Origin of the sequence: Nostoc sp. NOS(2021) (genome assembly GCF_017115025.1) — a bacterium.
Lineage (GTDB): Bacteria > Cyanobacteriota > Cyanobacteriia > Cyanobacteriales > Nostocaceae > Nostoc.
In genome coordinates this window covers 21,608-42,598 of record NZ_JABXKM010000067.1, presented here as the reverse complement: position 1 = coordinate 42,598, position 20,991 = coordinate 21,608, and the positions used below count along the sequence as shown (strand labels likewise).

21 protein-coding genes and 1 pseudogene are annotated in these 20,991 nt (G+C 42.3%); 11 read left to right on the top strand and 11 right to left on the bottom strand.

What is annotated here, in order from left to right:
- Positions 1-316, bottom strand: a pseudogene (locus HWQ41_RS08160) (hypothetical protein); the annotation flags it as partial.
- A gap of 650 nt (positions 317-966) precedes the next feature.
- On the opposite strand from HWQ41_RS08160, the gene HWQ41_RS08155 reads away from it, so the two are divergent.
- The 3 genes from HWQ41_RS08155 (at position 967) to HWQ41_RS08145 (ending at position 4,444) form a co-directional block, all read left to right on the top strand.
- Positions 967-2,193: a succinate--CoA ligase subunit beta gene (locus HWQ41_RS08155; RefSeq protein ID WP_292761361.1), complete on the top strand. Its 1,227-nt coding sequence runs from the start codon at positions 967-969 to the stop codon at positions 2,191-2,193.
- Between the two features lie 297 nt (positions 2,194-2,490).
- Complete coding sequence (locus HWQ41_RS08150) at positions 2,491-3,372, top strand: CoA-binding protein (RefSeq protein ID WP_292761359.1); 882 nt, start codon at positions 2,491-2,493, stop codon at positions 3,370-3,372.
- A 391-nt stretch (positions 3,373-3,763) separates the two neighbouring features.
- On the top strand, positions 3,764-4,444 hold the full coding sequence (locus HWQ41_RS08145) for a RibD family protein (RefSeq protein WP_292761358.1): 681 nt from the start codon (positions 3,764-3,766) through the stop codon (positions 4,442-4,444).
- A gap of 95 nt (positions 4,445-4,539) precedes the next feature.
- Here the strand turns inward: HWQ41_RS08145 and psbA are convergent, their stop codons facing one another.
- The 4 genes from psbA to HWQ41_RS08125 all read right to left on the bottom strand — a co-directional run bounded on the left by psbA (position 4,540) and on the right by HWQ41_RS08125 (position 8,782).
- A complete protein-coding gene (gene psbA, locus HWQ41_RS08140; RefSeq protein ID WP_292761357.1) occupies positions 4,540-5,622 on the bottom strand; it encodes a photosystem II q(b) protein in 1,083 nt (360 codons plus the stop codon).
- A 409-nt stretch (positions 5,623-6,031) separates the two neighbouring features.
- On the bottom strand, positions 6,032-6,706 hold the full coding sequence (locus HWQ41_RS08135; protein ID WP_292761356.1) for a DUF2834 domain-containing protein: 675 nt from the start codon (positions 6,704-6,706) through the stop codon (positions 6,032-6,034).
- A gap of 133 nt (positions 6,707-6,839) precedes the next feature.
- The gene (hrcA, locus tag HWQ41_RS08130; RefSeq protein ID WP_292761355.1) at positions 6,840-7,991 is read right to left on the bottom strand and encodes a heat-inducible transcriptional repressor HrcA; all 1,152 of its coding nucleotides are present in this window, start codon (positions 7,989-7,991) and stop codon (positions 6,840-6,842) included.
- A 431-nt stretch (positions 7,992-8,422) separates the two neighbouring features.
- Positions 8,423-8,782, bottom strand: coding sequence for a rhodanese-like domain-containing protein (locus HWQ41_RS08125; RefSeq protein WP_292761353.1), 360 nt, complete (start codon positions 8,780-8,782; stop codon positions 8,423-8,425).
- A 146-nt stretch (positions 8,783-8,928) separates the two neighbouring features.
- On the opposite strand from HWQ41_RS08125, the gene HWQ41_RS08120 reads away from it, so the two are divergent.
- The 3 genes from HWQ41_RS08120 to cysE all read left to right on the top strand — a co-directional run bounded on the left by HWQ41_RS08120 (position 8,929) and on the right by cysE (position 12,578).
- Positions 8,929-10,590, top strand: coding sequence for a DUF3352 domain-containing protein (locus tag HWQ41_RS08120; RefSeq protein WP_292761350.1), 1,662 nt, complete (start codon positions 8,929-8,931; stop codon positions 10,588-10,590).
- A gap of 575 nt (positions 10,591-11,165) precedes the next feature.
- Positions 11,166-11,657, top strand: coding sequence for a hypothetical protein (locus tag HWQ41_RS08115; protein WP_292761347.1), 492 nt, complete (start codon positions 11,166-11,168; stop codon positions 11,655-11,657).
- Between the two features lie 156 nt (positions 11,658-11,813).
- Positions 11,814-12,578, top strand: a complete 765-nt coding sequence (cysE, locus tag HWQ41_RS08110) for a serine O-acetyltransferase (RefSeq protein ID WP_292761345.1) — start codon at positions 11,814-11,816, stop codon at positions 12,576-12,578.
- 309 nt (positions 12,579-12,887) lie between these two features.
- On the opposite strand, the gene HWQ41_RS08105 is transcribed toward cysE, so the two are convergent.
- Positions 12,888-13,472, bottom strand: a complete 585-nt coding sequence (locus HWQ41_RS08105; protein WP_292761342.1) for an Npun_F5749 family FMN-dependent PPOX-type flavoprotein — start codon at positions 13,470-13,472, stop codon at positions 12,888-12,890.
- A gap of 70 nt (positions 13,473-13,542) precedes the next feature.
- Here HWQ41_RS08105 and HWQ41_RS08100 point away from each other — a divergent pair, with 70 nt between their 5' ends.
- Together HWQ41_RS08100 and HWQ41_RS08095 are read left to right on the top strand one after the other, a co-directional pair.
- Positions 13,543-14,436, top strand: a complete 894-nt coding sequence (locus tag HWQ41_RS08100) for a 2-oxoglutarate and iron-dependent oxygenase domain-containing protein (RefSeq protein WP_292761339.1) — start codon at positions 13,543-13,545, stop codon at positions 14,434-14,436.
- Positions 14,437-14,474: 38 nt separating this feature from the next.
- Entirely contained in the window at positions 14,475-15,614 is a 1,140-nt protein-coding gene (locus HWQ41_RS08095) for an FAD-binding oxidoreductase (protein ID WP_292761337.1), read from the top strand.
- A 138-nt stretch (positions 15,615-15,752) separates the two neighbouring features.
- On the opposite strand, the gene HWQ41_RS08090 is transcribed toward HWQ41_RS08095, so the two are convergent.
- Positions 15,753-16,361 carry a Uma2 family endonuclease gene (locus HWQ41_RS08090; RefSeq protein ID WP_292761335.1) on the bottom strand — a complete coding sequence of 203 codons (609 nt, stop codon included), beginning with the start codon at positions 16,359-16,361 and terminating at the stop codon, positions 15,753-15,755.
- Positions 16,362-16,520: 159 nt separating this feature from the next.
- Between HWQ41_RS08090 and HWQ41_RS08085 the strand changes: the two genes are divergently transcribed.
- Positions 16,521-16,637, top strand: a complete 117-nt coding sequence (locus tag HWQ41_RS08085) for an ATP-binding cassette domain-containing protein (protein ID WP_292761333.1) — start codon at positions 16,521-16,523, stop codon at positions 16,635-16,637.
- Between the two features lie 57 nt (positions 16,638-16,694).
- On the opposite strand, the gene HWQ41_RS08080 is transcribed toward HWQ41_RS08085, so the two are convergent.
- Genes HWQ41_RS08080 through HWQ41_RS08070 form a run of 3 tightly spaced genes read right to left on the bottom strand, consistent with a single transcriptional unit; the run spans position 16,695 to position 18,622 of the window.
- Positions 16,695-17,423, bottom strand: coding sequence for a hypothetical protein (locus tag HWQ41_RS08080; protein ID WP_292761330.1), 729 nt, complete (start codon positions 17,421-17,423; stop codon positions 16,695-16,697).
- Positions 17,424-17,431: 8 nt separating this feature from the next.
- Positions 17,432-17,833, bottom strand: a complete 402-nt coding sequence (locus HWQ41_RS08075) for a cytochrome P450 (protein ID WP_292761327.1) — start codon at positions 17,831-17,833, stop codon at positions 17,432-17,434.
- A 6-nt stretch (positions 17,834-17,839) separates the two neighbouring features.
- Entirely contained in the window at positions 17,840-18,622 is a 783-nt protein-coding gene (locus HWQ41_RS08070; RefSeq protein ID WP_292761326.1) for an ABC transporter permease, read from the bottom strand.
- Positions 18,623-18,771: 149 nt separating this feature from the next.
- Between HWQ41_RS08070 and HWQ41_RS08065 the strand changes: the two genes are divergently transcribed.
- Together HWQ41_RS08065 and HWQ41_RS08060 are read left to right on the top strand one after the other, a co-directional pair.
- The gene (locus tag HWQ41_RS08065; RefSeq protein WP_292761324.1) at positions 18,772-19,377 is read left to right on the top strand and encodes a VTT domain-containing protein; all 606 of its coding nucleotides are present in this window, start codon (positions 18,772-18,774) and stop codon (positions 19,375-19,377) included.
- Between the two features lie 465 nt (positions 19,378-19,842).
- The gene (locus HWQ41_RS08060) at positions 19,843-20,376 is read left to right on the top strand and encodes a hypothetical protein (RefSeq protein WP_292761321.1); all 534 of its coding nucleotides are present in this window, start codon (positions 19,843-19,845) and stop codon (positions 20,374-20,376) included.
- Here the strand turns inward: HWQ41_RS08060 and HWQ41_RS08055 are convergent.
- Entirely contained in the window at positions 20,373-20,930 is a 558-nt protein-coding gene (locus HWQ41_RS08055; RefSeq protein ID WP_292761318.1) for a hypothetical protein, read from the bottom strand. The genes HWQ41_RS08060 and HWQ41_RS08055 overlap by 4 nt on opposite strands.
- Positions 20,931-20,991: the final 61 nt, after the last annotated feature.

Here is a 20,991-nt window from a genome sequence, read left to right as displayed (position 1 = left end):
CCCCCCATCCCCCCGTCTGCTTCAACGCCAAGAAACATTTGGCATAAGGGAGTTGTTCACCAAAAACTCTGAGGAAACATTGCACCCGCTGGTCTTTGTGGGGTGCTAGAGACTGAAGTACTTCCTCAATTACCGCAAAGATTAGTTGAGCGTCAACTATTACATCTGATGCGTGTTGCGTTAAAATCATTAGCTCGTCTTTATTGACGGCACACTTAACATCGAAGACTTCAGCCGTTGAGACTTCTACAAGTAATTGTTCCTGCAAAGTTTTGGCTAAAAGCTGCAAATCTTCCTGCTGGACTGCTACTTTCATAGAGCTTTCCCGCTGAACTTCTATATTGTTTTGATTATCTTTAAGGGGATGAAACGAACTTTCTCGGTTTGTTGAATGCAAATGCACAGTTTAACCAATCACAGCCTGAAAATCTGAACGACCAACTTTCTAACACAAATTCTGACTTTTCACCAAAAATTAAAAAAGCAGTTATTGTTCGCGTCGCTACATTTTCATAATGCTAGATGCAAAAATAAATAATCTATCTTCAGATATAAATTACAAAGAAAAAATGGGAATAATAAGGTTTTTGAGTATTTTCACTGCATTATCTCGCGACAATCAAATTCACAGGAGCTACTGCTCGGCAAAATTCTGGTTGCAGAGCAGTTGTGAGCAAATTATCCAAAGGTTAAGGAAACGATGCTATGTCAGAGGGTTTTGACAGAAATGCTAGTTATCTTCTATGCTGGGAAACTTACTGAGGAGATTAATTACCTGTTGTGGCTCTGACACAAACAGGTTGACTATCAAAATTAATGTGCCTCATTTGCTGAATTCGATAAAATTGATCCGTGAAAAAATAAGTTTTTATAGCTGCCAAAAGCTTAATTCTGCAATAAAGGTGATGCAAAATATTAAGACAGCACTAACTAAAGGTTTGGAAAGTGTCAATACAAGGTGTATCAATGGATTTATTAGAGTACCAAGTTAAAGAATGGTTTGGGAAGATAGGCATTCCTGTGTTGCCCTCCCAACGAATTGACCATCCTACAGATTTGAAACGTTTAAAAATTCGCTTTCCAATTGTACTGAAATCTCAAGTACATGGAGCGGAACGGGCAAAAGCTGGGGGAGTCAGGTTTGCGGAGACGACAATCGATGCGATCGCAGCTGCTCAAAATATCTTTAGTTTACCAATATGGGGCGAATTGCCGGAAGTTGTGCTGGCAGAATCCCAATACGACGCCAACCAGGAATTTTATCTAGCGGTAGTTTTAGACACTGCTGTTTGCCGACCGGTACTTTTAGGTTGCAAAGAAGCAGACATTGATTGGGAATCGGCTGGGGAAAAAATGCACTATGTCGTCGTAGAACAGGAATTCTCACCATTTTATGCCCGAAGATTGGCTTTGAAGATGGGTTTGCAGGGGACGCTGATGCAGTCGGTAAGCAGCGTTGTCCAGAAGATGTACCAGTTATTTGTGCAAAAAGACCTGGATTTAGTCGAAATCAATCCCTTGGCAGTCAGTGCTACTGGTCAAGTTATGGCTCTTAATGGTAAAGTCAGAGTCAACGAACGGGCGATCAAGCGTCATCCCGATCTTGCCGAGATGGCGGCAAAAATTATCAGCCGTCATACCAGTACTGAAATAAACGGTATTTTGGGCGACTGGGATGGTGTAGAAATGCATGGAAAAATCGGTATTTTAGGTAATGGTACTGGCTCCGTAATGGCAACTTTGGATTTAGTCGCTAATGCTGGTGGCAAACCAGGTGTTTGTTTGAATCTACGTCATGCTTTCCTCACAGATACTACACCAACTACATTCCGCGATCGCCTAGCGACAGGTCTGAAAATCCTGGAGGCTGACAAAAGCATTCAAGTAATACTAATTAACTTTATGGGTAGCATTCCTCAAACTGAGGAAGTGGTTGAAGTAATAGCCAGAGTTGTGCAGCAAGACAACAACGAACTTAAATCACAGATTGTACATTCTAATGGTAGTAAAAGTCAGCGAGAACTGAATTTTTCACCCTTAGTTGTCCGTCTTGCTGGTTCTGAATTTAATGCTGCTAGAAAATATTTAGCAACATTAAAAACCCACAGCGACGCGCTCCTGGTGGTAGAAAATTTAGATGAGGCAGTGGCGGCAGCAGTTCGTCTTGCTAAACCAACGGCTAATAAGAAGTAGTGAGTGTCACTTCGTTCCAATTCAAAAATCAAAAATTATTAATTTTTACCGCCGGGCATAAATTTTTGAATTTGATGCTGAAACCAAGTACAGCTTTGCTTTCTGGGACTAAATTATATAGTGCATTCAAACTGAATATTCCTAGCTAGAGGCGGGTTTTCCGACTTTTGGAAAACTCAGCCTCAAGACTAGTTTTTGTAATTTCAGTAAAAATTGAATGAATACGACACTGTAAATGTGTCGTTTTTATGCCCAGTGGGACAAGGCACTGGGTTGTCAAACTTACGGTAATTTTTTATGAACCTAACACCAGACAGCAAAGTATTAATTCAAGGCTTTTGTGAATTTATATCAGGCACTGATGTTGCTCAAATGAAAGCTTATGGCACGAATTTGGTAGCTGGTGTCAATCCTGGATGTGGTGGACAGGAACTGCATGGACTGCCAGTATTTGACTTAGTAGAAGAGGTAATAGAACAATTTGGGGCAATTGACACGACAATTATCTGTGTAGATCCTTACGACGTGCTAGATGCGGCATTAGAAGCGATCGCATCTCATATTGGCCAGATCATTATTATCACTGCTGGCGTGCCGCCTTTAGATATGGTGCAATTACTCCGCAAAGCCGAAGCGTGTGAAACTTTGGTAGTCGGGCCAAATAGTCCGGGGATCATTGTGCCGGGGAAAATTCTCTTAGGTACTCAACCTAGCGAGTTTTATACCCCTGGACCAGTAGGGATCGTGAGTCGTAGCAGCACCCTCACCTACGAAATCGCCTACGAATTAACAAAAGCAGGTTTGGGGCAGTCGATTAGTGTCAGTATTGGTAGTGATGCGATCGTCGGTTCCTCCTTTCTGCAATGGCTGCAAATTCTCGATGAGGATGAAACGACACAAGCGATCGTTTTAGTCGGTCAACCTGGTGGTGGTAGTGAAGAAGCAGCAGCCCGGTACATTGCGGAGGCAATTGATAAACCAGTAATTGCCTACATTGCAGGCAGACAAGCACCACCAGGAAAAAGTTGGCGTCAAACAGGGACTTTAGCAACGGTTATCGGACGCGATCCTAACTTTGGCACAGCCCAAAGTAAATTAGCTGCTTTCAAAGAAGCGGAAGTTTCAGTAGCTGAACGTCCTTCTCAGATTCCAGAATTATTGAGGAAGGAAATTAACTAATGGGACTTAGACAAAAAACACCCAGAAAAAAGCCTTAAATCTATATACAGAGGGACTTTGACATCGTTTTGCTTGGTTTATTGATATATCTGGGTTTGGGCCATTTTTGAGCATTTGGCGTATTTCCCTTACCCTGCATGGGTTTGAGGCTTGTTTCTCCCTCAAAAATGTTTAAGTCCCGTTAAGACAAATACGATTGCAGATATATGTTTGGGCATAACAGTTTCTTAGGCGTAAAAAAATTGACTCTTGTCTAGAGACAATCATCCAACAACAATTCTTTTACCACCTGGAGCCATAGCTTAGAAAGTGATTTAAAGCACAATGCAACAACTATTCATGGCAAAGAATTCAAAAAGGTAAAATTATAAAGAACCGTCAGAACGTAATCATGTCAGCTATCCAAACAACTGTGGTTCTTGCCATGACGGCCGATGGAAAGATTAGCGCCGTAGATCCGAAAGCGCCTCGTGATTCAGATGCAGCTGATCAAGCACACGTAGAGTATCAAGTCTCTCTTGCTGATCTAGTCCTGGTAGGAGCAGGGACGATTCGGGCCGAGGGAGTAACCTTTACAATTCGCAATCCCGAACTGTTGGCAGCACGTAAGGTTCGGGGTCAGCCTCCCCAGCCCATTACCTGCGTTGTCTCAGGTTCCCTTGACCTATCCCTTGACTTGCCTTTTTTAAGCCAGGACATTGAGCGATGGATATTTACGACACGGACTGGTTTGGAGCGCAATTCTGATGCAACAAGCTTGCAAAAACTGGCTGAATTAATTGATTTGGGAGATACAGACCTGGACTGGGATCGAGCCTACACTTTGATGGCAGAGCGGGGTATTCAGAAGGTCGTTGCTTTGGGAGGTGGCTCTTTAACAGCTTCTCTAGTGCAGGCAGGGCGAATTGACGATTGGTGGTTGACAATTTGGCCTGTCATTTATGGAGGAAAGCACGCCCCTAGCCCAGTGGAGGGAGAGGGTTTTGTTCCCAATGCTGCTCCTCATCTCCAACTCGTCGAAACTCGTCAGGTTGGAAGTGAGTTGTTTTTACACTACTGCACACTCAACTGAGAATGCGCTGCCAGAATTAAGCGCTATTATCATAGATACTAAAAAGCGCCCTCCCAATCTGGGAGAGCGCTTTTCTATTTAGCTAAACTTCAGAATTAACCGTTGATAGCAGGAGCGGTTAAAGCTACAGGAGCAAAATCACCAGCAGCCAAATCTAGGGGGAAGTTGTGAGCGTTACGCTCGTGCATTACTTCCATACCCAGGTTAGCCCGGTTGATTACATCTGCCCAAGTTGCAATCACACGACCTTCAGAATCAATGATTGATTGGTTGAAGTTGAAACCGTTCAAGTTGAACGCCATCGTGCTTACACCCAAGGAGGTAAACCAGATGCCGATCACAGGCCACGCTGCTAAGAAGAAGTGCAGTGACCGGCTGTTATTGAAGGAAGCGTATTGGAAGATTAACCGACCGAAGTAGCCGTGGGCTGCAACGATGTTGTAGGTTTCTTCTTCTTGACCGAATTTGTAACCGTAGTTAAGGGACTCGGTTTCGGTGGTTTCACGAACTAAGGAAGAAGTTACCAATGAACCGTGCATTGCAGAGAACAAACTTCCGCCGAATACACCTGCTACACCTAATTGGTGGAAGGGGTGCATTAAGATGTTGTGTTCTGCTTGGAACACGATCATGAAGTTGAATGTTCCAGAGATACCCAAGGGCATACCATCAGAGAAGGAACCTTGTCCGATGGGGTATACCAAGAATACTGCGGATGCTGCTGCTACTGGTGCAGAATATGCGATCGCAATCCAAGGACGCATTCCTAAGCGGTAGGATAGTTCCCATTCACGACCCATGTAGCAGAATATGCCAATCAAGAAGTGGAAGATTACCAATTGGTAAGGGCCGCCGTTGTACAACCACTCATCTAAAGAGGCTGCTTCCCAAATTGGGTAGAAGTGCAAGCCGATAGCGTTGGATGAAGGTACTACTGCACCAGAGATGATGTTGTTTCCGTAAATTAAGGAACCTGCAACTGGTTCACGGATACCATCGATGTCTACTGGAGGGGCGGCGATGAAGGCGATTACGAAGCACGCAGTGGCGGCTAGCAGTGTGGGGATCATGACTACGCCGAACCAACCGATGTAGATACGGTTATTGGTGCTGGTGATCCACTCGCAGAATCGATCCCATACGTTGGCGCTTTCGCGACGTTGTAAGGTTGTTGTCATTGTTTTATAAATGCGATTATTTGTGAATGAATTTAGGTAGGTTTGACTACCTGTTACACATCTTAAATAATTTATTGCGTTTTGTAAAGTACTTTCAGAAAAAATTTCTCTTGGGATTTACGCACCCGCAACAGAAAATCCCCAATCTACTGAAAAAGGGGACTTTGGGTAAATTCTGTCCTAGAAATTTTGTAAAAACCTCTTAACTAAACTAAACACTTTCTATATATAGGACTAGCCCTTTCAAGGTCACTGATAAAATCTCTGCTTTCCTCTCTGCGTTCTCCGTGCCTCTGCGGTTTAAAAGTTATTTATTGAACCACAGAGGCGCAGAGAACACAGAGAAAAGAGGAATTATTATCCAAAAATTTTACCCACCTTGAAAGGGCTTGTCCTAATATATTCTTCTTCAATTCGCTACTGGCTGTTTGGATATTGACTCTACACCCACTTCTTGTAAAGGTGGACGCACAGATAAATAAATCAATGGGCCGAATAGCGGTATCAACGCTATTAACCAGAACAACTGCGGATTTTTCCAACCGCGACGCGCCATATCATCCCCTAGTAATGCGGGAAATAATAGGCAAAGTAGGCAAAAATCTAAACTCATCACATTAATAAAGCGGTTAGTTTGCCACTGTTGCACAAAACTGCCCCAATCTCCTCCTGTTAAACCATAGGCAACTAAAATAACTGTGGCTAGAGTCAAGACAACCCCAGTCACACGAGAATCTAGCAGCTTGAGCAAGGTATTCTTTTTACCGACAAACTTATTATTTGGTTCCCTAAGGGCTAAGTAGGGTAACAAGGCAAATATGCCGACTGCGAAAGAGGCGATCGCAAATAGCCAAGCAGGTATTTTTTGCCCTCTACCATCAATCAACACTACTGCACTGTAGATAAGAGGCCAGATGCCCATGAGGTTGAAAAGTGCTATGACTAACGGGTTAATGCCTTGCCACTGGCCAGTAGAAAGGTTTTTAATTAACTCAAATGTACCAGGTTGCTCAGGAGGAGCGAGGAAAAAAGCATAGGTAATGAATCCCAGCCACAGCAAGCCAAAGGCAATTTTTCTAACCATAGAAGAGTTAAATACTATTAATTATTGATTTTCCCACTCTAAATTAGGCTTATCTGCCTCCGATGGTATTATTCTATTGTTTAAACCTATAGCGGCTTGTCCCTAGACATCACCATAATCCGATTAGTCCCTATTAAGGATTGAAATAACTGAAAGCTTCTGAGAGGTAATCAGCAGCAGATGCGACGACTGCGATCGCACTTTCATAATCTAGACGTGTTGGCCCCAAAACTCCCACGCTTCCTACTGGTATTGAACCTCGGCGATAAGTGGAAGAAATCAAGGTGCAGGTGCGTATCGGTTCTAATGGATTTTCTGCGCCAATGCGAACCGTTACCTTTGGTTTACCCACATCCTCCGGCTCTGGTTCCTCAAATATTAATCGCCATAGTTGGTCTTGTTCTTCTTCCAGCAGGTGGATAATCGTTTGTACTTGCTGTAACTGGGAAAATTCTGGCTGGCGCAAAACTTCTGATACACCCCGAACCATAATTTGGGTTGCAGTCGGGGCAAGAGTGCGACGAGTCAATTCGGCAACTGAATTTTTCAATAATTCCCCGTAGCGTTGGAACTCCTGATCTAGTTCGCTCCAGTCGAGGTAGGCTAATTCCAACAGACTTCGCCCCCGTAAGTGGCTATTCAAAAAGTTAGAAACAATCTGCAACTCGCGATCGATTACCTCTGGATCGCGTTGTATTTCTTCTGGTACTGGCGACAAATCCATCAACTTAGAATGTGTCTCATAACCATCAGTTACCACAATCAGCATGATCCTTCCTGCTTCAATTTGCACTAATTGCAGATGTCGCACTAGGGCTGTAGTGGTTTGCGGCATGGTAATCAAGCTAATACAACCACTCAAGGTTGCTAAAATTTGCGCTGCTCCTTGCAGTAGGGTTTCTAAACTCCAATCTTCCCACTGGAGACGTTTTTGCAGTGCTAGCTCTACTTCTCGCCCTAAAGTTTCCGTACCACTTTGTGGAAGCAAGCTACGTGTAGCGTCTGTCTGCGATACGCTGCGCGAACGCAGAGAAGGTGTAATTAGCTGGTCAACATAAATGCGATAACCAGAGTCGGAAGGTACTCGTCCGGCGGAGGCGTGTGGTTGGTAAAGTAACCCAGACTTTTCTAAAACGCTCATCACATTGCGAATTGTGGCTGAACTTACACCCAGGTCGTACTCATCAACCAAAGCTTTTGAACCAACAGGCTCTGCTGTAGCAATATAGTGACGTACCGTTGCCCAAAGTATATGCTGTTGTCGATTTGTCAACTGGACTTCCATATGGCATGTTTTACTGAAGGCAAATTTTAATCAAACTCTGAAAAAATTTCTGGATTTGATTGCAAACAAAGATTATTAATAATTAATTAAGATAGCAAATTATCTAGTTCTCTAATGATAAGTATTTTTAAAGTTTACGTCCAGCATTTTTTGAGAGTGCGCTTGAAATAGGAGCTAGGCTAGTACTGGAAAAGCTGCCTTTACTTATAACAGTATTTTTGCATAAATTTAAACTTTTAACAGTATTATTGAATACGTATTTTTCTGGAATAGCTGATATACTTGGGTTGAAAAGCTCCGTGAATATATACTCACTAGCAAAAGGTGTAAACTTTCTCCTCAAAATCCTAAGTTGATGCAGTCCTATTTTTACAATAGCAAAAGTCAGCTGGAAGAGTAAATCCCAGCTGAGTAATGCACCTAAACACAAGCTAATACTGGGGAATTGAAGGATCAACTAATAAAGAGTAGGCATCAATACCACCCGAAATATTTTGCACATTTGTAAAACCTTGAGCAATTAACCACTGGCACATTTGGGCAGAGCGGATGCCGTGGTGGCATAGCACAAGGGTTTCAGCTTGGGGATTGAAAAGAGTGGGTACTTGATCTCCCCATTCGGCAAATTGACTTAAAGGTAGGTTGACAAAGCCCTCAATGCTAGCGATCGCCAATTCCTCTGGTTCACGCACATCCACTAGCTGAATACTTGCATCACTAGAAGATAGATGTTGTGCCAGTTGTTCTACACTAATATGGTTCATGGGTTGACTAAAAGTGTTCCCTGTCATGAGGTTTCTGTTAAACAGTCCTAATACTATTTATAGTGACAGAAAATCTCTGCCTTGGCATGAGCATCCATTCTCAAGAGGGCTGATTAATTCTGGTAAGCTTTCTGCTTAAATGGCTGTAAATTGTCTTTTTTAATAGGTTTAATGTGAATAGGCAACGTTCATTTATCGGTTTTATCGTAGCTGGTGCGATCGCACTGCTAGTAATTGCGATCGCTGGCTTTTACTGGTTTTTCGCCAAAAGTCCGGCTAACCTCATTGGTTCTACCTCCCAGCCTGGTGCAGCCATATTCGTGTCGAAACTTTCGCCTGTAATGGTCTCATTGCTGGCGAATCCTGACCGTTTGCAGGCGCTAGAGCGGGAAGAGGAGCTATCTAAACTCAAAACCAGTTTATTCGCCAAGAGTGCCATAGATTACAAACAAGACATTCAACCCTGGTTAGGAGAGGAAATTACATTAGCTATCACCACCTTAGATATTGATCGGGACTTAGAAAACGGACAGCAGCCAGGGTATCTATTGGCACTAGCAACCAAGCAACCAGAGAAAAGCCGCGAGTTTGTCGAATTGTTGTTTTCCAAACGGGCGTTAGCTGGGGCAAACTTAGCTGTTGAACAATACAAAGGCGTAAAGCTGATTTACGACAATTCTCAACTAGAACAAAACTTGCTTGCAGGTGCTGTTGTCGGCGAAGGCTTTGTGTTGTTTGCCAACGATCCGAAGGTGCTGCGAGATGCGATCAATAACGTCCAAGCGCCCGATCTGAATTTGACTAGCTCCCCCGAATACCAAAAAGCTACCAAAGAACTACCCAAAGGGGGTTTAGCTGTAGCTTTCTTGAATCTTCCCATCGTGGCAAAATGGCAAGGGTTAGAGTTACCAGAACAACTTTATAACAGCCAAATCATATCCTTGGCATTGAACCCCAAAGGATTGCTAGCAGAAACCACCTTTCTGACTTCATCGGAAATTGTCCCCCCATCCCCACCACTATCTAAACCTGTGGGAGCATTGCAGTATATTCCAGCATCAGCAGGTTTGGCAATTTCCGGCTCAAATTTGAGTAATTTGGGTAACAGTGATTTAGCCAAACTCTGGAGACAAGCGACAGCAACCATATATGGTTCTGAGGAAGATGTGGTTTCTCGGTTAGCAAAACCCTTAGCGGATATTCAAAAACGCTGGGGCATAAACTTCCCAGATGATATTTTCAGCTGGGTACAAGGAGAATATGCCATAGCATTGTTGCCTCACAAAGAGCAAACAACCCCTCATTGGATTTTTGTAGTAGAAAAATCCCAGAGAGTAGAACAAGGCGTTGCTCGTTTGGATGCGATCGCCTCATCCAACGGACTCAGCATCAATCCCTTAACTATAGACAAGCAAAAAATCTCCGCTTGGACAGAGTTAACCACTGCTACTAAAAAAACCAATGTTAAAGAAGGAGCATCTTTCAGCATTGAAACAAAAGTGCGGGGATTACATACAACTTTAGGAAATTACGAAATTTTTACGTCTGACTTAGAGACTATGGATGAAATCCTCACAACGAAGGATAATTCCATAATTGACAATCCCAATTTTCGAGATAGTATCGCTGCAATTCCGCTACCAAACCAAGGCTATATATATCTTGACTGGACAAAGAGCCAGAATTTGTTAGAGCGTCAAGTACCGATTCTCAAGCTAGTGGAAGTTTTAGGCAAACCATTTTTTAACAACCTGCGATCGCTCACAGTCAGTAGTTATGGAACTGACACGCGATCGCTCAAAGGTGGCATTTTCTTCAAACTCAATAATTCGTGAGATTTTCATAGAAGCTCAAAAAGCATAAGGTAAAAGAATTTTTTACCTTATGCTTTTTTTCATGATACTTACGTATTTCATTGTATTATTTACTACTTATGCTTGTAATTTAGCGTTCACTGGCTAAAATTAGCATATCTTGATTTCAGGTTCTCCTTTGTCTGAACATCCAAATTCCAGGAATTTATAGACTGCTTATTCATATCTTTTTGCCTGTTTTATAAAATTCTTTAAACTGTCAGAAAGTGAAATAGTATAGTTATTCATAGCTTTAAATAGCCTCTTAAACCGTTATTTTGCTTAATAGACCAAACAATTACTAAAATAGTCCGTCGAGGGTTTTGTTTAAAAGAGAAAATCTTGCGTCCAACAGAGGTAATTACATCTAAATCATCAGTTGGGGAATTGTAGCTGCTGTCTATATCAAGAAACAGCCTAACAATTAGCTACCTGCTTTCAAAGCCATTACTTATGGCACATTTTAATGTGGCACAAGCAACTGAAATTTCACTGGAAATTTTTCAGTAGAATATGTATATATCACTACTAATTTAAAAGCCTGTTGGAGGGCTACTATGAAATACTGTCGCCCCCGACTTCAGTTTGGCAACGGCTGGCTATTGGCTATACTTACCGCCATCATAGCTACCCCTGCAATAGCACAGACAGCAAATTTTGGTACTTTCAACTTATCAACAAACTTTGATCCAGTAAAAGGAAGAGTGCAGGGGTTTACAGGTGGTTCTTACTCATTGTCTGCCATAAGTAACCGCGATCGCGATCAAAAAGCCTGTATCGGTTTTGCCGATCCCAATCCAGATCATATTATGGTTTTGGAAAAGGACTTTTCCCAGCTAACAATACAAGTTGATAGCAACAACAACGACACGACTTTACTGATCGAAGGCCCAGATAAAACGACAATTCGTTGCGGCGATGATACTGGCAAAAGTAAAGATGCTAGCGTTAGCGATCGCAACTGGAAAAGTGGCACCTATCGGATTTGGGTGGGTACATTTAATCCTGGGGTGAAGCGCGATTATACTCTGACGGTGGAGCAACAGTGAAGTTAGGAGTTTGGAGTTTGGAGTTAGCGATTAGGTATTGTGTATTGGGAAGAATTCATACCCCATGCCCAATGCCCAATGCCCACCTTTGATGTGTAACACTTGAGAGGATAATATGGGAGAGTAGCTTGTTGTGCTTTCCGAGGGTGCTATCTCGTGCTATCTATACTGCGTGCCGACTTTCGTATCATATTTGAACGTGACCCAGCTGCCCGTAACTGGTTGGAAGTTTTATTTTGTTACCCTGGTTTGCAAGCCCTGCTATTCCATAGGCTGGCTCACTGGCTGTATACTCTTGGTCTTCCCTTTATTCCGCGCCTGATTTCTCACTTGGCTCGGTTTTTGACTGGAATTGAAATCCACCCGGGTGCAGTAATTGGGCAAAGTGTGTTTATTGACCACGGGATGGGCGTAGTAATTGGTGAAACTGCGATCGTGGGAGACTATGCCCTAATTTATCAAGGTGTCACTCTTGGAGGTACTGGTAAAGAATGTGGCAAGCGCCATCCTACCGTGGGTGAAAATGTCGTAGTCGGAGCGGGAGCGAAGGTACTGGGCAATATCCAAATTGGCAATAATGTCCGTATTGGCGCTGGGTCTGTTGTTCTAAGGGATGTCCCTTCAGACTGTACTGTGGTAGGCGTGCCTGGACGGATTATATATCGTTCTGGAGTCCGGGTTGCACCTCTTGAACACAATAACTTACCAGATTCGGAAGCTGAAGTAATTCGTGCTTTAGTAGACCGGATTGAGGCGCTGGAAGAACAAATACAAACTCTTCAGCGCACCAACTCTTCTGCAAAAACTCTTGTCTTGGCAGGTTGTGTAGCTTCTAACCAAGCTGATTTCTCACAAAATGCTCCGGTGTGTAGCCTTAAAGATAAGGCTATACAGCAGTTTCTAGATGGTGCGGGCATTTAAATAAAGTTAGGAGTTAAGAGTGAGGAATAACAATTCAAAATTCAAAATTCAAAATTCAAAATTCAAAATTCAAAATTGAAGAGAGTTTTAGACGGCGATTTAAACCACGACTGAAACTAAATCTACGTGTTGACGTTGCGGCTATTAAGCTGTGATGCATTTAATTTTTCAAGCTGAAAACCTCACAGTAAAGCTTTCAGACTCCAAAAAGTACAATTTAGATGCGCGACAGCTTAAACCCTTTGATTTACCATAAAACTTCAAACTCCAAACTCCAAACTCTTAACTCCTAACTCCTAACTGACAATATTAAGGATTAATCGCTTGGCTAGACCACTCTTGATTTTCATCACGGTGGTAAAGCCATCGATTTTGTGGTTCGCCGCGTAATTCTAAGTGATCTACCTGCACCGGATCGAGTAGCAGTAGACAAAAATTAGGCACTGGCTGCATGGGGTCGGGTGCTGGTGGTACAAAAGCTTCTGGGGTTTGGACTCTGGGTTTACCAGGATGGGGCCAAGCAAACTGTGAACGCGCCGCATCACTCAATTCTTGCCACATGCTGATCCGGGCTGGCTGTAAATCCTGGTGAGAATCATCACCGCTTACCAGGGTCAAACAGCCAGTGATGCGGAATTGTTCTCGTGTATTGGGGAAGTACCAGCAAACTTCTGCCCAAGGTTGTTGCTGTATCTGGTCGGCTTTAGCGCTACGAGTATCAGTAATAAATTTTAGCTGGTTTGTATCTTCCAGAAAGCCGCGAAAGACTAGGGTACGATTAGCGGGGCGACCGTTCGCCTGCACCGTTGCTAGTTGGAGGTAACGGGCATAAACAAGGCTGCGGTTGCGATGGAGCGCATGGGCGATCGCGCTTCGCCAAGGAGCAAGAGACATTGTAAAGTTCCGTACCTAAGTATTTGCTATACTACTGTTAACAAAACACAAAATTTCTAATTATATATAAATGGTTACAATTCCAGTAATAGATTTAACAGCCTTTACCAATGGCAACACAATAATTCGGCAAACTGTTATCAAACAAATTTATCAAGCTTGCCATGAAATTGGCTTCATGTACTTACAAAATTCAGGAATATCAAAAGACCTAATAAGGCAAGTATTCAATCACAGCAAATCTTTTTTCAATTTACCCTTAGAAGTTAAGCAAAAGCAAGCTTGGAGTGATGAGTTTAGTAACACGGGTTATGTTGGTCTTGAGAGAGAACGTGTTGACCCCAATAAACCAGGCGACCTGAAAGAGGCGTTGAATTTAGGCAAACAAGAGGCTGTAGAGATAGATGCTTCTATTCTCGCCTTTTATGATAGTTGCACAGAACTTGCTAACACGGTACTGCAAGCATTTGCTTTGGCGTTGTCATTGCCAGAAAATTTTTTTATCACAAGACACAATCAACAAAATCATACCTTGCGAACGCTGCACTATCCCCCATTGCAGACACCACCCAAACCCGGACAATTGCGTGCTGGTGAGCATTCCGATTATGGCAGTATTACCTTACTTTTCCAAGATGACGTTGGGGGCTTGGAAGTACAGACAGCATCTGGAGAGTGGATTCTCGCGCCTGCAATTCCTGATACTGTAGTAGTCAATACTGGCGATTTAATGCAACGGTGGACAAATGATCTGTTTTGCTCAACTAAGCATCGGGTAATGATTCCCAATGATAACAGGGTGAACCAGTCCCGGTATTCTATCGCTTTTTTCTGTCATCCTAATGATGATACAGAAATTGCTTGTCTGGAAAGTTGCCAGAAAGAACAATCGCCTATTTATCCCCCCATTCTTGCGGGAGAATATCTTTTAAGTCGTTTACAAGCAACTTATGGTAATTCGTAATTCGTAATTCGTAATTCGTAATTCAGAAAGATATTTAAATGAAAACCTACGACTGGATTGTGGTTGGCGGCGGAATTACTGGTGCTACACTCGCCTATGAACTGGCTAAAGCAGGCTTTTCTGTACTTTTGTTGGAGCAATACACCAGACCACAGAATGCAACTCGCTATAGTTATGGTGGGCTTGCCTATTGGTCTGGTAGTACGCTATTAACTCGGCAATTGTGCGAAGATGCGATCGCGCGTTACCATATCCTATCTCAAGAATTAGACGCTGATATCCAATTTCGGGAATTAGATTTATTACTTACTATTTCAGCCGATTGTTACCCAGAAGCAACTGCTGCATCATATAATCATTTTGCCATTCCACCCCGTTTACTGAGTGTTCAAGAAGCTTGTGAGTTGGAACCGCAGCTAAATAGAGAGGCGATATCTGGTGCTTTAACTGTCAAACACGGTCATATTCACCCAGAAAAAACAGCACAAGCCTACATCCAAGCCTTTCTGCGGGCTGGGGGTGAAATGCAGATTACCCAAGTATTGCAAGTACTGCAAAATGGTGTAAAAACCACCACTGCAACTTTCCACAGTGCTAACATTGTCATTTGTGCGGGTGGACTCAGCCGCCAGCTTCTAAAAACTGCTGGTATTCCCATCAAGTTATATTTTACCCACGCAGAAATAATTGAAACCCCACCTCTAGATGTGCAGTTACGCACCTTAGTTATGCCGGCTAATCTGCAACGGTTTCAACTAGAAGCTGAATCTAGTCAAGTTGATGAATTGTGGGATGAACTTGGTAATGAGTTAGTAACACCGATTTTAGATGCGGGTGCAATTCAGTTTCAAGATGGTAGTATCCGCATTGGTCAAATTAGCCGTGCGATCGCAGATCCTCATGCTAAAGTCAACTCAGAGGTAAGTGAAAAATGGTTGCGAAGAAGTATAAAGCAAATTTTGCCAGCTTTGGAGAATTTACCAGGAACTTGGTATCACTGCTTGGTGGCATTCAGTAGCGACAGACTCGCCTTAATTGGTGCTATCCCAGGATTTGAGGGCGTTCATGTTTTTGCTGGGTTTAGTAATCCTTTGGTGATTGTACCACCCTTAGCGGAGCGTTTTGCTAAGTTTGCTGCTGGCAATAAAGATGAAATTATTGCCCAGCTATCTCTTTAACCGTAACAATAACTTTTTATTACACAAACTCCAAAATATGTATAAAGTTAACTTTTTATTAGTAACCTATCGTACTAATATCACATTTTAAAGGTTGATATGGAACAAAAGCAAGAATGAAAAACTCGCTCGCACTTTCTATTCGCCTGGTAATTCTGGTCGGTTTGCGCTCTTAAACACCTGTTCTACTGTTAGCGCACAATTAGTAATTACCACTGATTCCATGCAAGTCGCACCTGTAAATACCTTATCCTCATACTGCCCCTCCACCCACTGGCAAATCGTAATTTGTTGCATCTGTGGGTCAACAATCCAATATTCCAATATTTCCCTAGCGGCATACTCCGTCCGCTTGTAGCGATAATCACGAACGCGGTTCGCTGTTCCCGGAGAAACAATTTCAATCACTAGCGCAGGCGGCGGCATATCACGGGTGAGGGTAGCACGAGTAGCACCGATAAGGGCAGCATAAGATTCTTCTGTGTGAACCATTAAGTCAGGTAAACGACATCTCGCCCGTCGCCCCGCCACCTCAATTTCTGTATCCTTGTGAGCAATTAAATAAAAGGGGAAATGTTTTAGTAGTTCAACGAATAGAAATCTTGCCAGATTGCTATTTTCCTGACTTTCAGGTGGCATCTCGACTAGTTCTCCATCCACCAACTCATAGCGCGTGTCTGTACCATCGTCATAGGTAAGATACTCCTCAAAGGTCAGCAGTTTTTGAGTTTTCGTCGTTTGGGTCATTTGCTTTGTCTTCTTACCCTACACAGACTACAACTGAATCTTATTGTCATTCTAATCCAATACGGTTCAGTTAAGAAAGAATCGTAGGCTAGGCGCAAACCAGTAAAAAAAGCAGAAATTCCAGAGGAAGTTTTTAGCTTATTCCCGGTGTTAAAAACCATGCTTTCGCGGATGGGTGGTGATTTGAGTGGGGGACAGCAGCAACAATTAGCGATCGCACGTGCTTTAATAGGACAGCCTCAATTACTCGTCTTAGATGAATCCCCGTCAAGCTGACTACTATATACGCTATGCAAAAAGGTGGTATTGTCGCTTCCGATTCAACAGCCGAACTCAGCCAAGATGTGATTCAGCGCTTTTTAGCTGTTTAATTTTTGAGATTTCTATATCAATTGTGTCGGTAGCAATCAAGTCTGCTGCTTCTTGTAAAAGCTGATTTTGTTCCTTTTGAATTGCTTCTAAACGATGAGAAATTTCTGCTAATCGTTGTTGTTTATTTGGTTGAAAACTTTCAGGTAATAAAGTAGGCAGATTATCAGTTTTTTTAGCGCCTGTGATTCGTTGAATAGCAAAACTCCCAACTTTAACTAAGGATAGAAAACTAACTTTAATCAAAGCCTGAAGTAATTTTATCGGTACTTGGAGTATTGACCAACTAGCTGTTTCAATCAAGCGGACAATTGCTTTGATGATGCTCCAAAGTAGGGCAAGTGCAAACAGCAAAATCACTATACTAATAATTGGGTGATTAGCTCCCCAACCTAGTATTTGAACTAACCTAAAAAATATCGGGTGTTGTGTCAGCCAATCACTTGCAGAAGATGCCATTACATCTTTAACTGCTCCCGATGTTGTACTCTTAAATTTATCAGCAGTTTGCCAAGTTTGCTCTAAGCTTGTTGTAACCGTATTAATTGCTCTATCAGTTGTTGTATTCAAAGACTCCCCAACTTGTTGTGCTGAGTTACTTAGAGATTTAACGCTTCCGCCCACAAAATCTTTCACATTTTGCAAGCGTTCTAAAACTCCATTAGGCAAATGTATGTCTATTTGAGATGCCATAAAACATTTCACCGAGGTTGAAATCGAACCCGTAACCCATCTTTGGGGCGATTGCTGGGAAAGAACACTGTTTCTAAACTTTGATTGGGTAATATCTCCCAATGATAATTGCGTAGAAGGTGGGCAGCAATAATCTTCATTTCCATTTTGGCAAAGGCTATACCAATACAGATGCGTGGCCCACCACCGAAACCAACTAAACTAAAAGGATACTTTTTGTGTTCTTGGCGTTGGGGACTGAAACGATCTGGATCAAAACGCTCTGGTTCATGATAGATTTCCTTTAGGCTATGAGTTATCACAATTGAATAAAGCAACTGCCAACCAGCAGGAACGTGATAACCTTTAAACTCAGTTTCACCTAATATAGGTATACCAAACCTTCCAGGAGGAATTTGATTACTTTTCATATCTCTCTAACTCGAAGCACTAGTATAAAAGCGCAACGCAAACCGCCAAAACCAAGTGGAAACCAAAAACAACGCTACTGCTAATATTGCCGCACCTATCAACCAGTTAATTTCACTCCGACCCAACAGCGCTTGGGCTGGTATGGTAGTTAAAAAAGCTACTGGCATCACAAAGGTGAAGAAAAAGCGGTAAGCAGTGGGATATGCGGCGATGGGATATCGTCCAGCTTCTAATAAACCACGCAACACTTCGGTAGCGTTGTATATTTTGACGAACCAGATACTCGTCGCTCCCAGCATAAACCACAGGCTGTATAAAATCACCAAGCTAAACAATAACGGCAGCATACCAAGTAGATAGCCGTCTATCCCTACACCGAGGCGTTTACCTGCATAGTCAATAATAATACTACCAAAAACTAGATCAGGCAGTCCCCAAGGTGAAAGGGTATGGGTGGAAAGCCAAAACTGACTGCGGATAGGTTTTAATAATATAAAGTCCAAAGTGCCTTGCTGTACATGGCGGACAATGCGATTCAAGTTCGACGCCAGAAACGTAGCAGAAAATCCTTGGAGTAAGGTAAAAATTCCTAGAACTACTAAAGCAGCTTCCCATGACCAGCCACTAAAAGTGTAGCCAGTTCGGTAAAACAAGAATAGACCAAAAAGGCTGCCGACAAGATTTCCCAAGCTGCTGAGGGTAGCTATGAAAAAGTTAATCCGATATTCTAACTCTGCTGCGATCGCAGCACTCCAAAATAGTCTTAGTACTTTCAAATATCTTCGCATCTTGCACATATAACCCAAAACCTGCCATCTGTGATGACATTTCCCAAAATTACACAATAACTTTACGTAAATTTAATATTACTTTTTATTCAGGAAAATTACTAAACGTTAAGATGTTGTGGATCTATTGTTGAAAGGTAAGAAATTCTATGCATTTAGATTTACCACAGCTGATTAAATCAATTGGCTACTTTGGGGTCTGGGCAATTGTCTTTGCTGAATCTGGCTTGTTAATTGGTTTTTTTCTGCCTGGAGATAGTTTATTGTTCACTGCTGGATTTGTCGCATCTCAGAATTTACTAAACATTTGGGTTCTGATTTTTGGTGCTTTTATTTGTGCAGTCTTAGGTGACAATGTTGGCTATTTTACTGGGCATAAATTTGGCAGAAGACTATTTCAAAAAGAAGATTCATGGTTGTTTCGTAAAAAACATCTAGTTAAAACCCAAAATTTTTATCAACAGCACGGTAAAAAAACGATTGTTTTAGCACGTTTTTTACCCATTGTACGGACTTTCGCGCCGATTGTGGCTGGGATTGGTGCGATGCATTATCGAACATTTATGTCTTACAACTTAATCGGTGGCTTTCTTTGGACATTCGGCATCACCATGTTAGGGTTTTTCTTAGGAAAATCTCTGCCACCGGAACAAGTGGATAAGTATTTGTTACCGATTATTGGATTAATTATAGTTATTTCTTTAGTGCCATCAATTATTCATGTAATACAAGAAAATAGAGCAAACAAAAGTTGAAATATTTTTCGTAGCTCCTTAGTAAATGTTTTATTGTAGAGACTATAGCAGTTTTCGTTTGGATGCAAGAGATGGTAGGGGCACAGCATTGCTCATGCGTGTCAACTTAACGTTAAAAGGGCGGTTATAAACCGCGTCTACACAAGCAAAACCCACCTGCGTGGGTTAAAAACCCTTGATTTTGTATTAGTCCACGGAGGTGGACTTCTCTACGAGACGCTGTTCGCGTTCGTTTGTGTAGCCGCGAATTCTATTCGCCAGGTCTTAAGTTGACTGTGCACCTACGAGTAGTTTGTATTCCATGCAATTGAGAATCGGTATAAGTATATTTATTTACTGAAGCCACAAACATCATAGCTTGATAATACCCTTATGACCGAAAAAGAAAAGGATACAGAGCAACTAAATATATTTATGGGGATTGTTAATTTTGAATTTTGAATTTTGAATTCTGAGTGAAGCGACGTGACTTCTTTAAACATCAACCTCTATCTGTTCCTAGAAAATCTCGTCTTTTTCCTAATTGCCACACTTTTTATTGTGGTTGTCAACTGGGGGTGGAAACACACAAAGCCCTATACCCTACCTCTACCATTTCCCGATTGGTATAAAATCTGGTTTGGCTCAGTGCAACTACTAGCAATAGTGCCGCCATTAGTGGCCATGCTATTGTGGGGTGTATGGTGGGGCGATCGCAGTGTGTTAGCTGTGCTTGGTTGGTATTTTATCGTATTAGGGTTGCAAATCATCTCTGAGATAGTGACGCTTAGGCAGTTGCAAAATGTAGTGTGGGTGATGGTTCCTTATATATACCTGCCTTACCGCTTCTGGCAGTTGTATGAAGGTTTGACACTAATGGAAGCTAAAAGCGAGTTGCAGTGGGTACGATATGTGTTGGTTTTTGAATTGGTGATGTGGATTGTTAACTACGCCATAGATGTGTCTCAATTGCCACGGCTGTTTCACTGGGAAGTAAAATCGAACTCTGACGTTAGCTAGGGATTAATCGCAGAATTAGCCATTTTTACCAAAGAAGTGCGATCGCCTGCTTTTAGCCCAACAACATATTGCACACCCTGTTGCCGCCAAGTCAAGGTAGCATCCGAGCAACCAGCACCACAAGTAAAATCTACAAAATAGCCAGTGATTCCCTTAGTTAAGGATACACGTTTACCACTAAGGCGGGGTGTTTTGTGGGTTACGGCTTCAGCCGAAACAGCGCCCAAACGACAAGCAGAAGCACCATAACAGTCGGGAGTGAAACCCAGTAAAATATCATAGTTTTTTGGCGTAGCAGCTTCTATAGTCGCGTAAATTGGATTTTCCCCATCCGACTCAGGAATAAACTTCGGCAATAAAATCTTAATTTGAGTCTTTTGCTTTAATTTGGGCAAAATAGATTTAAAAACTGGGTGTGGCTGGGTTTTAGTCTGCTGTGCTATCAGTAGAGACTGGTTGTTTATAGTAGCTATGGCTGACTTATGAAAGCTGCTAACGCTGACTAATAAAAATACCGCACACACAGCGCTGATATTTCTGAAGCTTAAAATCATCTTTTAAAACCTATTTCATCTCAAGTACTTATTTGTAATACCCATTTTGAGTATCAAATTA

Excerpts from the sequence above, each read along its gene's own strand:
- HWQ41_RS08085 (WP_292761333.1), top strand. The coding sequence starts at position 16,521 with ATGCTTTCGCGGATGGGTGGTGATTTGAGTGGGGGACAGCAGCAACAA.
- HWQ41_RS08090 (WP_292761335.1), bottom strand. The coding sequence starts at position 16,361 with ATGACCCAAACGACGAAAACTCAAAAACTGCTGACCTTTGAGGAGTAT.
- psbA (WP_292761357.1), bottom strand. The coding sequence starts at position 5,622 with ATGACAACAACCTTACAACGTCGCGAAAGCGCCAACGTATGGGATCGA.
- HWQ41_RS08115 (WP_292761347.1), top strand. The coding sequence starts at position 11,166 with ATGAAATACTGTCGCCCCCGACTTCAGTTTGGCAACGGCTGGCTATTG.
- HWQ41_RS08055 (WP_292761318.1), bottom strand. The coding sequence starts at position 20,930 with ATGATTTTAAGCTTCAGAAATATCAGCGCTGTGTGTGCGGTATTTTTA.
- hrcA (WP_292761355.1), bottom strand. The coding sequence starts at position 7,991 with ATGGAAGTCCAGTTGACAAATCGACAACAGCATATACTTTGGGCAACG.
- HWQ41_RS08145 (WP_292761358.1), top strand. The coding sequence starts at position 3,764 with ATGTCAGCTATCCAAACAACTGTGGTTCTTGCCATGACGGCCGATGGA.
- HWQ41_RS08135 (WP_292761356.1), bottom strand. The coding sequence starts at position 6,706 with ATGGTTAGAAAAATTGCCTTTGGCTTGCTGTGGCTGGGATTCATTACC.
- HWQ41_RS08105 (WP_292761342.1), bottom strand. The coding sequence starts at position 13,472 with ATGTCTCTTGCTCCTTGGCGAAGCGCGATCGCCCATGCGCTCCATCGC.
- HWQ41_RS08150 (WP_292761359.1), top strand. The coding sequence starts at position 2,491 with ATGAACCTAACACCAGACAGCAAAGTATTAATTCAAGGCTTTTGTGAA.
- HWQ41_RS08080 (WP_292761330.1), bottom strand. The coding sequence starts at position 17,423 with ATGGCATCTCAAATAGACATACATTTGCCTAATGGAGTTTTAGAACGC.
- HWQ41_RS08070 (WP_292761326.1), bottom strand. The coding sequence starts at position 18,622 with ATGCGAAGATATTTGAAAGTACTAAGACTATTTTGGAGTGCTGCGATC.
- HWQ41_RS08155 (WP_292761361.1), top strand. The coding sequence starts at position 967 with ATGGATTTATTAGAGTACCAAGTTAAAGAATGGTTTGGGAAGATAGGC.
- HWQ41_RS08095 (WP_292761337.1), top strand. The coding sequence starts at position 14,475 with ATGAAAACCTACGACTGGATTGTGGTTGGCGGCGGAATTACTGGTGCT.
- HWQ41_RS08065 (WP_292761324.1), top strand. The coding sequence starts at position 18,772 with ATGCATTTAGATTTACCACAGCTGATTAAATCAATTGGCTACTTTGGG.
- HWQ41_RS08075 (WP_292761327.1), bottom strand. The coding sequence starts at position 17,833 with ATGAAAAGTAATCAAATTCCTCCTGGAAGGTTTGGTATACCTATATTA.
- HWQ41_RS08100 (WP_292761339.1), top strand. The coding sequence starts at position 13,543 with ATGGTTACAATTCCAGTAATAGATTTAACAGCCTTTACCAATGGCAAC.
- HWQ41_RS08125 (WP_292761353.1), bottom strand. The coding sequence starts at position 8,782 with ATGACAGGGAACACTTTTAGTCAACCCATGAACCATATTAGTGTAGAA.